The organism is Georgenia sp. H159 (assembly GCF_035607575.1).
Taxonomy (GTDB): domain Bacteria; phylum Actinomycetota; class Actinomycetes; order Actinomycetales; family Actinomycetaceae; genus Oceanitalea.
In genome coordinates this window covers 12,663-26,288 of the sequence record NZ_JAYDZY010000011.1, presented here as the reverse complement: position 1 = coordinate 26,288, position 13,626 = coordinate 12,663, and the positions used below count along the sequence as shown (strand labels likewise).

The window sequence follows — 13,626 nt, the reverse complement described above, 5'->3', positions numbered from 1 at the left end:
GCCTGCATAGGCTCGGGCGCACAACCCCCGGGGAGCGCCGACGGCGCTGAGAGTGCGGAGAGCCCGCAGACCCGACACCACCTGATCCGGTTCGTACCGGCGTAGGGAGAGGGCACCTGCCGACGTGACGTCGGCAGGTCTTCATGTCACCCGTGGGGCCTGAGAGGGCCCGAGATGAGCACCACCCACCACCAGACCGCGACCACCGCCGCCCCGGCGCAGCTGGGCATCGGCGCGCGGTTCAGCCTCCATCCGCACTGCGACGACTTCGTCCGAGTCATCCTCGACGCGCTCGAGGAGGCGGCCGCCGGCGGTCGCACCGACGGCCTCGTGCTCCAGACCGATGAGGTGAGCACCTACGTCGGGGCGCTCGAGGCGCCCGCCGAGCAGCGCCTCACCGACTACCTCGCCGGTGTCGTCGCCGCCGCCTCCCGGCACAGCGGCGGCGGCCACGTCGTCGCCCACGTGCTCCTGTCCCGAGGCTGCCCCGGCGAGCGGACCTGCGACCTCACCGTGACCGGGCTACCGAGCCCGGAGCCCGTCGTCGTCGAGCCCACCGGGGTGCCCGCCGTCGCCCAGTGGTCCCTGTACCCGCTCCTCGACGGCGGCCCCGACGGCGGCGACCACATGGTCCCCATCGAGGCGGCCATCGCGGCCGCCCAGAAGCGCGGGACCGCCGACGGCGCCGCCCACTACGCCACCCGGCTCACCGGTGAGGTGGCCGAGGTCCTCGCGACCGCCGTCGACGCGTGGGCGGCGGTCGGCGCCCACGTCCCGCACGTCGTCTCGCACCTCACCGTCTCGGTGGGCTCCCCCAGCCTCCGGGCGGACCGGTGAGCGCCGGGCAGCGGCACCCGGCGGCACCGACGCCGGCCCGGGCCCCCGTCTGGGAGCTCAAGGACCTCATGCTCATGGTCGTCCTGGGGGTCGTCTTCGGGTTCGTCTACTGGGCGCTGGTCCAGGCGTGGAACGGGCTGGCGATCCTCATGGGGCCGGCCGGGGACCTCGCCCAGCACGTGCTCTTCGGCGGCTGGCTCCTCGTCGCCCCGATCGTCATCGCGATCGTGCGACGTCCGCTGGCCGGTGTCGTGGCCGAGGTCCTCGCCTCGGTCGTGGAGGTCGTCTTCCTCGGCTCCCCCGTCGGCCCCACGCTGATGATCGCCGCGGCGATCCAGGGCCTGGGCAGCGAGCTGCCCTTCCTCCTCACCCGTTACCGCCGCTTCGGGTGGACCGTCTTCGCGGTGTCCGGTCTCCTCGGCGCCGGCCTCGTGTTCTGCTACTCGGCGTTCCGCGCCGGGTGGTACGGGCAGGACATCCTCGTCCTGCGCCTGGTCCTGCAGCTGGTCTCCGGTGCCGTGCTTGGCGGCCTGCTCGCCAAGGTCGTCGTCGACGCGCTGGCCGGGACCGGTGTCGTCGACAACTTCGCGATCGGCCGGGCGGCGGCACGTCGTGGCTGAGGACCTCGCGGTCGACCTCGCCGGCGTCTGCGTCCACGTCCCGCGACGCCCCGGTCCGGTGCTCGACGGTGTCGACCTCCGCGTCCGTCCCGGCGAGCACGTCCTGCTCCTCGGGGCCTCCGGGTCGGGCAAGTCCACGGTCCTGCAGTGCGTGACAGGCGTCGTCCCGCACACGGTGGCCGCGCAGCTCACCGGTGAGGTGCGCGTGTGCGGCACCCGGACGACCGACGTCGCCGCGGTGGAGCTGTCCCGGCACGTCGGCGTCCTCGCCCAGGACCCGACGTCCTCCGTGTGCCTGCCGGACGTCGAGCAGGAGCTGGCGCTGCCGCTGGAGAACCACGCGGCGGACCCGGAGACCATCGGGCCGCGCATCGCCGCGGCGCTGGCGCAGGTCGGGGCCGCCCACCTGCGCACCCGTGCGACCGGCGAGCTCTCCGGCGGGGAGGCGCAGCGGGTGGGGCTGGCCGCGGCGCTCGTCACCGACAGCGACGTCCTCCTGCTGGACGAGCCGACGTCGATGCTCGACCCCGCGGGGGTGGCCGACGTGCGCGGCGCGCTCGCCGCTGCCGCCTCCCGGCCGGCCGTCGTCCTCGTCGAGCACCGCCTCGACGACCTCGCGGGAGCCGCCGGTCTCGCCGGGCTCCCCGCGCGGACGGTGGTTCTCGGGTCCGGCAGGGTGCTCGCCGACGGCCGCACCGACGACGTCCTGGGCACGCACGCCACCACGCTGCTGCGGGCGGGCTGCTGGCTCCCGCTCGAGTCCGAGCTCCGCGCCCTCACGGGCGCGGCCGGCGGGCTGTCCTCCGCACCCGCGACCGACCTGCTGCACCGGCTCGCGGAGGGCGAGGGCGGCGCCGGCGACGGCCCGTCCCACGAGCCCGGGCCGGTGGCGCTGCGGGCGCGCTCCCTCGCCGTGGCCCGCCGGTCCCGGCCGCTGCTCAGCGGCGTCGACCTCGAGCTCCGGGCCGGTGAGGTCACCGCGGTGCTCGGGCCCAACGGCGTGGGCAAGACCTCACTGCTGCTCACCCTGGCGGGACTGCTGCGCCCGGCCGCCGGGAGCGTCGAGGGTGAGCGGGCCGGGATGGTCTTCCAGAACGCCGAGCACCAGTTCGTGGCCCACACCGTCGCCGAGGAGGTGGCGCACGCGCTCGTCGGTCCGGTCGCGGAGACGGTGGCACGGCAGCTGCGCGCCCACCGCCTCGACCACCTGGCCGAGCAGAACCCCTTCCGCCTGTCCGGCGGCGAGAAGCGCCGGCTGAGCCTGGCGGCGATGCTCGCGCACGGGCGCCCTGTCCTCCTCGCCGACGAGCCGACGCTCGGCCTCGACCGGCGGGACACGATCGCGACGGCTGCAGCGTTCCGGTCCGCGGCAGCGCAGGGGTGCGCCGTCGTGCTCAGCAGCCACGACCTGCGGACCGTCGCGACGGTCGCGGACCGCGTCGTCGTCCTCGCCGAGGGCGGGGTGGTCGCCGACGGTCCGACGGTGCCGGTGCTGCGGGACCCGGACGTGAGGCGACGGGCAGGTCTCACCCTGCCGCCGCTGCTCGCCTGGCTCCTGGAGCACCTGGACGGCGATGCCGCGGCCCGGCGGGTGCTGCGGGCGCTGGACACGGCCGTGGACCAGCCGGAACCGGCCGAGGTACCCGTATGAGCGACGTCGTCGTCCCGGCCCTCGACCGGCGCAACCCGACGGTCAAGCTCGCCCTCGTCTTCGTCGTCTCGCTCGTGGTGATGTTCGTGCTGGACCCGCTCACGCCGGCGCTGCTGTACCTGCTGGCCCTCGGCGGCGTCCTCGCCTCGACGAGCGCCACGCCGCGGACGCTGACGATCGCGCACGTGCCCTTCCTCGCCTTCGCGACCGGGGTGCTCGTCGTCAACGCGCTCAGCAGGCCCGGCGAGGTGCTCTGGCAGGCCGGCGTGCTGCGCGTGACGGCCGAGGGGCTGACTGTCGGCGGGGCGCTGGCCGTCCGCACGCTCCTCGTCGGCGTCCTCGCGATCGGCTTCCTGCTGTCGACCGACGGGGTCGCCCTCATGCACAGCCTGCGGCAGAACGCCCGGCTCAGCCCGCGGGTGGCCTACGCCGTGCTCGCCGGCTACCGGCTCCTGCAGGACATGCCGCGGGAGTGGGTGACGATCCAGCACGCCCACGCGGTGCGCGCGCCCCGGCGGGCGGACGGTCGCCTCCCGCGCGGTCCCCGCCACCTCGGGCGGGTGGTCTTCACCCTCCTCGTCGTCGCCGTGCGCCGCGGCGAACGGATGGCTCAGGCGCTGGAGTCACGCGGCCTGGGGCTCGCGCCCCGCACCACGTGGCGACCGGTGCACGTCACCCGGGCCGACCTGGCGCTGGTCGCCGTGGTGCTCGGCGCCCTCGCGCTGGTCCTCGCGACGAGCGGCTGGCTCGGCGTGCTGCGAGGTCCCGGGGCGCTGACCGGCTGACCGGTCAGGGGCGGTGCACACCGAGGGTGTCGGTGCGGTTGCCGTCCCAGTCTCCGACCAGCACCGTGTCGCCCGGGCGCCCGTAGGTCTGGACGATGTCCGCGTTGCCGCCGGCGATGCGGTTCTTGATGTAGTAGGTGCTCCCGCGCCGCACGCCGAAGGTGTCGGACCGGTTGCCGTCCCAGTCGCCGACCAGGACCGTGTCGTCCGCGCGGCCGTAGGCCATCTCGTGGTCGGCCCTGCCCCCGGCGAGGGAGTTCTTCACGTAGAAGGTGCTCCCGCGCCGCACGGCGAAGGTGCTCCGCCGGTCGTTGTTCCAGTCGCCGACGAGCACCTCGTCGCCGTCGCGGCCGTAGGCGAACACGTCGTCGGCGACGCCGTTGGTGATGGAGTTCTTGGTGTAGAACGTGGTGCCGCGCCGCACGGCGAAGCTGTCCCTGCCGTCCCCGTCCCAGTCGCCGACGAGCACCTCGTCGTCGGGTCGGCCGTAGGAGGCGACCCACGCCCTGGCGCCGGTGGTGTTGCTGTTGAAGACGTGGAAGGTGCTGCCGACGCGCAGTGCCAGGGTGTCCTTGCCGTCGCCGTCCCAGTCACCGGTGTACACCTCGGTGCCGGCGTTGCCGAGGATGAAGTCGATGCTGTGCCACGGCCCCCAGTCGTTGTTGAGGTAGACCGTGGCGGTGTGCGCGAAGGGGTCGGTCGGGCGGACGTCGGGAGCCGACGGTGCGGGTGCCGGTGAAGGTGCGGGCGTCGTGACGCCGGAGCCGACGCGCTCGTTCGCGGCGCGGGCGAGCCACCCGATCCGGCCGTAGATGTCGTTGCCGGGGCAGGCGGTGGACGAGACGTCCTTGTGGGCGAAGACCCGCCCGAGGCTCTGGCCGGCCGGCCGCACACCCACGCCCTTGGCCGTGAGTCCGGAGAGGTGCGTCGCGTCCAGCCCGGCGCGGCCGAACTGCCAGGCGATGATGTCGGCCATGGCGTCCATCGCCGCCTGCGGCACGCCGACCTTGGTGTAGTCGCCCATGACGCTCAGGCCCATCGTGCCCGTGTTGAACGGGGCGGCGTGCGCACCGACCGGCATCTTCCCGGAGGCGGCGGCGAGGGAGCCGCTGCGGCCCTCGTAGATGCGGCCCCACTTGTCGACGAGGAAGTTGTACCCGATGTCGCCCCAGCCGCGCGTCACCGCGTGGTAGTGGTAGATCCCGCGAACGACCCCGGGGGTCTGGGACTGGGTGTAGTTGTTGCTCCCGGCCGTGTGGTGCACGACGGCGGCTCGCAGGTCCACGTGGTAGGGACGCCAGTTCATCTTCGCCTCGTCCGCGCCCCAGCCGGCTCGGCTGGTGATGCTGGGCCGGGGGGCGATGCCCGTGGCCATGACGCCGGAGCTCTGGGTCGAGGCGGAGGCGACGGCGGTCGTGGTCCCGGCCGGCTGCGTCACGGTGGGGGCGGCGGCCGGTGCGGCGGCCGTCTGCTGCTGGAACGGCAGCGCGCCGGCAGGCTCGGGGGCGAGCGGCTCGGCGGTCGGCAGCACGGGCGCGACGGGCGCCTCCTCCTCGAGGACGACCTCCTCGGCGCTGGGCCACTCGGGCGTGAGGTTGAGGCGGACACCCGCGGGGAGGCGGGCGGCGTCGCCGGTGATCTGCACCTGAACGGCCTCGGCGCCGGCGGCGACGTAGGGCTCGGTGCCGCCCGTGGACCCGGGCTCGTCGGCGCTGTTCTCCACCTCGAGCTCGGCCCACTGCTGCCACTGGCCGCCCTCCATCACGCGGATGAAGACGGCGGCGTCCTGCGGCATGGCCTGGGCACCGTCCCACGTGACGCCCGCGACGTAGAACTCCTCGGTGGCCAGCGGTGCGGTGAGGACGGCGACGCCCTCCGGCGCGGCACCCGTGGCCGGCTCGGGAGCGGCACTCTGCTCCGGTGCGGCGGTCGCGGCCGCGTCCGACTCCGGCTGCGCCGAGCTCGGTGCGATCTGCGCCGTGTCCGGTGCGGAGAGGGCCGCGTCCGGTGCGGACTGCTGCGCCGCGACGTCCTGCAGGTCGGTCAGCCCCTCGTCCGCGAGCGGGGTGAGGCTGCCGTCCTCGGTGGTGAGGGCGATGACGCTGACCGGCTGCTCCTCCCCCGTCACCGTCCCTGCCGCGGCCACCGGGAGGGCCCCGCCTGCGGCGAGTGAGGTGGCGAGGACCAGCGAACCGAGGTGTGTGTGCAGTGCCATGCGGTGCGACTTCCAATGCGACGTGAGTGAGCAGCACTGAGTGGTGCCACGGGGGTCTCTCCCGGTCCCATCGGCAGGCTCGCCCGAAACCTGAGGAAGTGCGACGGCCGTTCTCGCGACACAGGCACTGCACAAACACCAGAGCCGTGGGACCGTCTCGCGACGGTCCCACGGCTCAGGAGAGACAACGTGTCCGAGGGGGGACTTGAACCCCCACGCCCGATAAAGGGCACTAGCACCTCAAGCTAGCGCGTCTACCAATTCCGCCACCCGGACGAGTGGTCCGCCAGCAGCCGGGGCTGTTGGCGACGCCCGCAAAGATAGCACGGTGGCGGGGGCCGATTCGAACCGGTCCGACCCATTCCGGCGGAGTGTGGCGAGCACCACGGAAACCGGGGCGCCGCAGCCGACTTCTCGACGTGTCACCGGGCTGCCGGCGGACCGGTACGCCACACTGAGCACGTCCGTAACTCGAGGAGGACCACGGGATGAGGCTGTTCGGCAAGGTACGGACCCGCCGCCCCACGACGGCGACGACGCCCGCAGCGGGGCTCCCGCCGTCGTCGTCCTCCCCCACGGAGCGTGGTCTGCCGCGCGCCGCCCGGATGCCGCGTGCGTCGTCGTCGGCGGGGCGCCTCACGGTGCGCCGGATGCCCGAGCGCGCGCTCCACGAGCGTGACCAGATCGAGGTCCCCCGCTGGCTGCGGCGCTACGGCCAGATGTCCTGGCTGTTCATCGGGATCGTCATCGTGGTGGCGATGGTGGTGTTCGCGACCACCAGGATCCAGGCGGTGTTCATCGCCGTCTTCCTCGCGCTCGTCGTCACCTCGGTGCTCTACCCGGTGGTCACCGCCCTCGCCCGGGTCATGCCCCGCGCCCTGGCCACGGCCGTGGCCATGCTCGGGTCGCTCGCCGTGGTGGCGGGCATCTTCACCTACGTCATCACCTCGGTGACCGGTCAGTGGGAGGACCTCGCCGACCAGTTCGGCCAGGGCATCGACGACATCTTCGAGTTCCTCGAGACGGGTCCGCTGCCCTTCCACTTCACCCAGGCGGAGATCTACGACTGGATCAACGCGCTGATCGTCCAGGCCCAGGAGTACGTCTCGGCAAATGCCGGCGACCTCGCGGGCCAGGTGCTGAGCAACGCGGGCGCCGTCGCGCTGCTGTTCACCGTGTTCGCGCTGAGTCTCTTCGTCACCGTCTTCTTCCTGCTGCGCGGCGGGGACATGTGGCGCTGGTTCCTCAACCAGCTCCCCTCCCGCTCCCGGGACACGGTGCACCGGGCGGCCAGCTCGGGCTGGTACACCTTCGCCGGCTACGCCCGCGGCACGGTGATCGTCGCGAGTGCCGACGCCATCCTCGCCTTCATCCTGCTGGCGATCGTCGGGGTTCCGCTCGCCGCGCCGCTCGCGGTGCTCGTGTTCATCGGTGCCTTCATCCCCCTCATCGGTGCGCCGCTCGCGATGATCATCGCCGCGGTCGTCGCCCTGGCGGCCGGCGGCATCATCGACGCGCTCATCGTGACGATCGGGATTGCGCTCGTCGGGCAGATCGAGGGACACCTGCTCCAGCCGCTGGTCATGGGCAAGCAGGTCTCCCTGCACCCGGTGGTCGTGGCCCTCGGTGTGACGGCGGGGACGTTCCTCGCCGGCCTGCTCGGCGCGATCATCGCGATCCCGATCATCGCCGTCGCGTGGGCGGTCTACTCCGCCCTGCACAACCCCGACCCGCCGATCGAGGGACGGCTCCCCGACCCGCGGGGTATCGCCGAGGACGTCAACCGCCGACGGCAGCGACACAACGAGCGCTCGATGGACGCCGGTGGCGACAGCGACGGCAGCCCCACGACAGGCAGGGCCTACGGCTGACCGGGCGACGGGCGCCGCGAGCCCGCCGTCGGGCGCCCGGGGTCAGCGGAAGTCGCGCGACCGGGACGTCACCCGGAGCGGCAGGGGACGCAGGTGGTCGGCGACGAGGTTGAGCACCCCGTCCCCCCGCTCGATCGTCCCGCGGACGACGAGCGCCGCACTGGTCCGGGCCGCCTGCCGGTAACGCGCCCACAGGCCCGCGCTGCACACGACGTTGAGCAGCCCGGTCTCGTCCTCCAGCGACAGGAACGTCACGCCCCTGGCCGTCCCCGGCCGCTGACGGTGGGTGACGACGCCGGCCACCTCGACCCGGCGGCCGATCTCGCACCCGGCGAGCCCGGCGATGGTGTGGATTCCCTGCGCGGTGAGGTCCGGGCGCAGGAACTGGGTGGGGAAGCTGTCCGTGGAGACCCCGGTGGCCCAGACGTCGGCCACGGCGGTCTCCACCTCGTCCATCCCGGGGAGCATGGGGGCATCGAACCCGACGGCGGTGTGCGGCAGGGTCGCGTGCTCCTGCGCGAGGACGCCGGCCGCCCACAGTGCCTCCCGGCGTCCCACGCCGAAGCAGTCGAGGGCGCCGGCGGTCGCGAGCGACTCGAGCTGGGCGGCGGTCAGCCGCACCCGGCGGGCGAGGTCGGCGATGTCGGCGAACGGGCCGCGCGCCTCCCGCTCGGCGACGACCCGCTCGGCCGTCTTCTCCCCGATCCCCCGGACCGGCGCCAGCCCCAGCCGCACGGCGAGCTCGGGGTGCGGGTCGACGAGCGGCCGCCCGCTCTCCGCGTCCCGCGGCACGTCCTCCCGAGGATCCCCCGTCCCCCGAGCCCCCCCGCCGAGAGCGGAGTTGTGCGGCCCCCCACCCCCGCCGAGAGCGGAGTTGTGCGGCCCCCCACCCCCGCCGAGAGCGGAGTTGTCGCGCGATCGCGCCTGTCCTCCCGGCAACAACTCCGCTCTCGGCGTCAGGGGGGTGGGGGCGTGCTCGACCACGGCCTGGGCACCGGACTGCTGGACGTCGGCGCGCAGGACGCGCACCCCGTGGCGGCGCGCATCGGCCACGAGGGACTGTGGGGAGTAGAAGCCCATCGGCTGGGCCGCCAGCAGGGCCGCGAAGAAGGCCTCGGGGTGGTGCACCTTGAGCCACGCGCTGGCGTAGACGAGGTAGGCGAAGGAGAAGGCGTGGGACTCGGGGAAGCCGAAGTCCGCGAAGGCCTTGAGCTTGTCGTAGATCTGGTTCGCGACCTCACCGGTGACGCCGTTCCTCGCCATCCCGTCCAGCAGCCGGGAGCGCAGCGCCTCCATCCGCTCGGTGGAGCGCTTGGAGCCCATCGCCTTGCGCAGCTGGTCGGCCTCTGCCGGGCTGAAGTCGGCGACGTCGATGGCGATCTGCATGAGCTGCTCCTGGAACAGCGGCACGCCCAGGGTCTTGGACAGCGCCGGCTCGAGCAGGGGGTGGAGGTAGGTGACCTCCTCCCGGCCCCGACGGCGGTTGATGTACGGGTTCACCGAGTCGCCCTGGATCGGGCCGGGACGGATGAGGGCGACCTCGACGACGATGTCGTAGAAGCAGCGTGGGCGCAGCCGCGGCAGGGTGGCCATCTGGGCGCGGGACTCCACCTGGAACAGGCCGACGGTGTCGGCGGCGCACAGGAGGTCGTAGACGCGTGGGTCCTCCTGTGGCAGGGAGTGCAGGCCCACCGGCGGGGTGCCCGGCGCCGCGTGCGCGTTGACCTCGGCGAAGGCGAGGCGCAGAGCGGTGAGCATGCCCAGGCCGAGGAGGTCGAACTTCACCAGGCCGGCGTCGGCGCAGTCGTCCTTGTCCCACTGCAGGACCGTGCGCCCCGGCATGGTCGCCCACTCGACCGGGCAGACCTCGATGACGGGCCGGTCGCACAGCACCATGCCGCCGGAGTGGATGCCCAGGTGCCGGGGCAGACGCAGCATCTGCTCGGCGATGTCGAGCACCTCCTCGGGGATGCCGCTGAGGTCGTCGGCCGGTGAGGGTCCGCGGCCGTCGCGGGAGCCGCGGGCGTCATCGCCGTCGTCGGGCGCACGCAGGCTGCCCCACCGTTCGATGGACTTGCTCCAGGCGTCCTGCTGCCCGAGGTCGTAGCCGAGGGCGCGGGCGGCGTCGCGCACCGCGGAGCGTGGCCGGTAGGAGATGACGTTGGCGACCTGCGCGGCGTGGGTGCGCCCGTAGCGCTCGTAGACGAACTGGATGACCTCCTCGCGGCGGCCGGACTCGATGTCGAGGTCGATGTCCGGTGGACCGGAGCGTCCCGGGGAGAGGAAGCGCTCGAAGAGCAGCCGGTGCTGGACGGCGTCGACGGCGGTGATCCCCAGCGCGAAGCAGACCGCGGAGTTCGCCGCCGAGCCGCGCCCCTGGCACAGGATGCCCTGCTCCCGGCAGAAGGCGACGATCTCGTGGACGATGAGGAAGTAGCCGGGGAAGCTGAGGTCGATGATGACGTCGAGCTCGTGCTCGATCATCGCGTAGGCGCCGGGGATCCGTTCGGCGCCGCGGGGCCCGTAGCGCTCCGCGGCGCCGCGGTAGGTGAGCTCGCGCAGCCAGGTGGCCTCGGTGTGCCCGGGCGGCACCGGGTGGGGCGGGAGGTTCGGGGCGACGAGGGCGAGGTCGAAGGCGCACTCCAGTCCCAGCGCCGCCGCCGTCGCCACCGCCTGCGGGTGGCGGGCGTGGACGGCTGCCATCTCCGCCGGTGAGCGCAGGTGGGCGGCGGTTGCCGGACGCCAGCCGTCGATCTCCTCGAGGGTGGCACGGGCACGCACCGCGGCCAGGACGTCGGCGAGCGGCTGGTCGGCGGGCCGGGCGCAGTGGACGGCGCCGGTCGCGACGAGTGGGAGCCGGGCCCCGGCCGCGAGCTCGGCGAGCGCGTCGTTGCGGGAGGAGTCGAGCGGGTCACCGGTGTCGGTGATCTCGACGGCGACGTTGTCCCGGCCGAAGTGGGCGACGAGCTCGTCCAGGGCCGTGCGGGCGGCCCGCGTGCCGCCCTGGTCCAGGGCCCGCCGCACCGCTCCCTTGCGGCAGCCGGTGAGGACGAGCCACTGGTCGTCCGCCGCCGCGGCGAGCTCGGGCAGCCGGTAGTCGCTGCGCCCCTTCTCCCCGGTGACGAGGTGCCCCTCGGCGATGGCGCGGGAGAGGCTGCGGTAGCTCGCCGGCCCGCGGGCGAGGACGAGCAGGTGCGTGCCCGGCGGGTCCATCTGCCCGGTGGCCCGCTCCGTCCCGTCGAGGGTGAGCTCGGCGCCGATGACGGCGGGCAGGCCGAGCGCGCGGGCGGCCTCGGCGAAGCGCACCACCCCGTACAGGCCGTCGTGGTCGGTGACGGCCAGCGCCTCCAGGCCGAGGCGGTGCGCCTCCACCGCCAGCTCCTCGGGCTGGTTGGCGCCGTCGAGGAAGCTGAAGGCGGAGTGCGCGTGCAGCTCGGCGTAGCGCGGCGGCCTCCCCTCGTACATGTGTTCGAGTGTACGCCGGGCTCGCGCGGTCGTCAGGTCACGACGGTGTGCGGATCGCCTCCACCAGGTGCCACCGACGCTGGTGTGCTCCCTGATTCCGGACGGCGTCGCCCTCGACCGCGCGACGGCCCCACCCGGTGACTGGGGCGAGGAGCACGCGGGCCGGATCTCCGCGATCGGGCAGAAGCAGGACTCCAAGCAGGCCGGGTTACCGTGTCCCTCTCCGTGCCGACCCCGAGGAGATGAGTACGACGACGTCGCTGCAGAACGACACACCCCGCACCGCGCCGCGCACGGTGCGCCACGTGCTGCGGTTCGTGGTGCTGCCGATCGCTGTCACCGTGCTCCTCGCCGTCGTCGTCGCCCGCGGCATCGAGCTCGTCCACGTGCAGACCGAGCACTGGCAGGAGCCCGCCGAGCGGTGGGCGTCCCTGCCACCGCAGCTCCACGTGCTCGGTGCGCTCGCCGTCTGGCCGTTCGTGGCCCTGCTGCTGGCGGTGACCGGGTCGATGTGGGCCACCGCGGTCCTCGCCCTCGCGGCCGGCACGGTCATCGCCGTCGCGGACTACCAGAAGATGACGCACCGCGGTGAGCCGCTGTTCCCCTCCGACATCGGGTACCTCACCAACCCCGGCCTGCTCCTCGAGTCCGCGGGGATCAGCCCGGCGGTGGCCCTCGGCGGCGTCGTGCTCGTGGCGGTGGCGCTGGTTGCCGTCGCCGTGCTGTCGTGGCGGCGGCGGACGCGGCGACGGCGGGACGAACGCTGGTTCCGCTGGGGCTCGCGGGCCGCGCTCGCTGTGGCGGGGGTCGCCGGCATCGTCGTCGTCGCCGGCTTCCACGACTCCGGCAACCCCCTCCGGGAGGCCTACGACGACATCCCCGTGACGTGGGCGCCGTGGAACCAGGTGCAGAACTACGCCCAGAACGGCTTCGTCGCCGGCGCCCTGTACAACGTGCCGGGCACGGCGATGGAGCGGCCCGAGGGGTACGGCGAGGAGCGGATGGAGGAGCTCGTCGCCACCTACGCGCAGGTCGCCGCCGAGGCCAACGCCACCCGCCAGGCCGGCGCGCTCGAGGACACCAACGTCCTCGTCGTGCTGGGCGAGACCTTCACCGACCCGACCTGGCTGGACGGCGTCGACCCGGCCCAGGACCCGATCCCCTTCACCCGCTCGCTCATGGAGCAGACCCCCTCGGGCCGGATGCTCACCCGGGGATTCGGCGGAGGCACGGCGAACGTGGAGTTCGAGGTGCTCACCGGGATGTCCGTGGCGAACTTCCAGCCGCAGATGCACGCCCCCTACCCGCTGCTCGTGCCCCGGTACGACCACTTCCCCTCGTTCGTCGACTCCCTCGCCCCGGAGCACGGCACTCTCGCGATCCACCCCTACGCCGCGGACTTCTACCGACGGGAGGCCGTCTACCCGGCGCTCGGCTTCGACCGGGCGACCTTCCGGGACGACATGCACCACCGGGACAGGATCGGCAACGGCTCCTACATCTCCGACGCGGCCACCTACCAGGAGGTCCTCGACGAGCTGCGCGCCTCGGCCGCCCCGCTCATGGTCAACGTCGTGACGATGCAGAACCACAGCCCCTACTCGGGAGTCTACGTCGACCCGATCGACGTGAGCGGCGCGTTCGACGCCGATGAGGGCGAGGAGGTCGGTCAGTACCTGCGGGCGCTGCGGCACAGTGACGAGGCGATCGCCGACCTCGTCGCCGAGCTCGAGACGTTCGAGGAGAGGACGGTCGTGCTCTTCTACGGGGACCACCTGCCCGCGATGTGGCCCCAGGGCGTCCAGGAGGCCAACGACGCCCAGGGGCTGCGGGAGACACCGTGGTTCGTCTGGGCGAACTTCGAGACCGTCGACGTGCAGCCACCGCCGGTCCTGGGCCCCAACCAGCTCGTCCCTCAGCTGCTGGCGGCGACCGACGCCCCCCTGTCCCCGTACGCCGCGCTGCTCACCGAGCTCTCCGCGGAGGTCGCGGCGCACGAGGGGACCATCATGCTCGACGGTCGGGGCCGGCCCGTCAGCGAGGCCGACCTGTCCCCACGCGCCCAGGAGCTGCTCGCCGACTACCGGCTTGCGCAGTACGACCTCTCGGTCGGCGAGGGGTACGCGACGGGCGCGTTGCTCGCCGTGCCCTGACGCCTGCCCGGTCAGCGCCCGAACCCTCG

General features: G+C 73.6%; 8 protein-coding genes, 1 tRNA gene and 1 riboswitch. Of the genes, 6 read left to right on the top strand and 3 right to left on the bottom strand.

What is annotated here, in order from left to right:
• The first annotated feature begins 18 nt into the window (after nt 1-18).
• Nucleotides 19-126: riboswitch (TPP riboswitch) on the top strand.
• Nucleotides 127-174: 48 nt separating this feature from the next.
• The 4 genes from VR894_RS14845 to VR894_RS14830 are packed head-to-tail and all read left to right on the top strand — an operon-like array spanning nt 175 to nt 3,893.
• The gene (locus VR894_RS14845; protein ID WP_324652764.1) at nt 175-837 is read left to right on the top strand and encodes a YkoF family thiamine/hydroxymethylpyrimidine-binding protein; all 663 of its coding nucleotides are present in this window, start codon (nt 175-177) and stop codon (nt 835-837) included.
• A complete protein-coding gene (locus tag VR894_RS14840) occupies nt 834-1,457 on the top strand; it encodes an ECF transporter S component (RefSeq protein WP_324652762.1) in 624 nt (207 codons plus the stop codon). Before VR894_RS14845 ends, VR894_RS14840 begins: the two co-directional genes overlap by 4 nt.
• The gene (locus tag VR894_RS14835; RefSeq protein ID WP_324652761.1) at nt 1,450-3,108 is read left to right on the top strand and encodes an ABC transporter ATP-binding protein; all 1,659 of its coding nucleotides are present in this window, start codon (nt 1,450-1,452) and stop codon (nt 3,106-3,108) included. Before VR894_RS14840 ends, VR894_RS14835 begins: the two co-directional genes overlap by 8 nt.
• Nucleotides 3,105-3,893: an energy-coupling factor transporter transmembrane component T gene (locus VR894_RS14830; RefSeq protein ID WP_324652760.1), complete on the top strand. Its 789-nt coding sequence runs from the start codon at nt 3,105-3,107 to the stop codon at nt 3,891-3,893. The genes VR894_RS14835 and VR894_RS14830 overlap by 4 nt, the downstream gene beginning before the upstream one ends.
• 4 nt (nt 3,894-3,897) lie before the next feature.
• Here VR894_RS14830 and VR894_RS14825 read toward each other — a convergent pair whose 3' ends face one another.
• Together VR894_RS14825 and VR894_RS14820 are read right to left on the bottom strand one after the other, a co-directional pair.
• Nucleotides 3,898-6,108: an N-acetylmuramoyl-L-alanine amidase gene (locus VR894_RS14825; RefSeq protein WP_324652758.1), complete on the bottom strand. Its 2,211-nt coding sequence runs from the start codon at nt 6,106-6,108 to the stop codon at nt 3,898-3,900.
• Between the two features lie 190 nt (nt 6,109-6,298).
• A tRNA-Leu gene (locus VR894_RS14820) sits at nt 6,299-6,384 on the bottom strand.
• Nucleotides 6,385-6,596: 212 nt separating this feature from the next.
• Here VR894_RS14820 and VR894_RS14815 point away from each other — a divergent pair.
• Nucleotides 6,597-7,979, top strand: a complete 1,383-nt coding sequence (locus tag VR894_RS14815) for an AI-2E family transporter (RefSeq protein ID WP_324652756.1) — start codon at nt 6,597-6,599, stop codon at nt 7,977-7,979.
• Nucleotides 7,980-8,021: 42 nt separating this feature from the next.
• On the opposite strand, the gene VR894_RS14810 is transcribed toward VR894_RS14815, so the two are convergent.
• The gene (locus tag VR894_RS14810; RefSeq protein WP_324652754.1) at nt 8,022-11,444 is read right to left on the bottom strand and encodes an error-prone DNA polymerase; all 3,423 of its coding nucleotides are present in this window, start codon (nt 11,442-11,444) and stop codon (nt 8,022-8,024) included.
• Between the two features lie 242 nt (nt 11,445-11,686).
• Between VR894_RS14810 and VR894_RS14805 the strand changes: the two genes are divergently transcribed.
• Nucleotides 11,687-13,597, top strand: coding sequence for an LTA synthase family protein (locus tag VR894_RS14805; protein WP_324652753.1), 1,911 nt, complete (start codon nt 11,687-11,689; stop codon nt 13,595-13,597).
• The last annotated feature ends 29 nt before the right edge of the window (nt 13,598-13,626 follow it).

Bases quoted from the DNA above. Each gene is read 5' to 3' on its own strand.
- VR894_RS14845 (WP_324652764.1), top strand. From the start codon at position 175: ATGAGCACCACCCACCACCAGACCGCGACCACCGCCGCCCCGGCGCAG.
- VR894_RS14830 (WP_324652760.1), top strand. From the start codon at position 3,105: ATGAGCGACGTCGTCGTCCCGGCCCTCGACCGGCGCAACCCGACGGTC.
- VR894_RS14825 (WP_324652758.1), bottom strand. From the start codon at position 6,108: ATGGCACTGCACACACACCTCGGTTCGCTGGTCCTCGCCACCTCACTC.
- VR894_RS14815 (WP_324652756.1), top strand. From the start codon at position 6,597: ATGAGGCTGTTCGGCAAGGTACGGACCCGCCGCCCCACGACGGCGACG.
- VR894_RS14810 (WP_324652754.1), bottom strand. From the start codon at position 11,444: ATGTACGAGGGGAGGCCGCCGCGCTACGCCGAGCTGCACGCGCACTCC.
- VR894_RS14805 (WP_324652753.1), top strand. From the start codon at position 11,687: ATGAGTACGACGACGTCGCTGCAGAACGACACACCCCGCACCGCGCCG.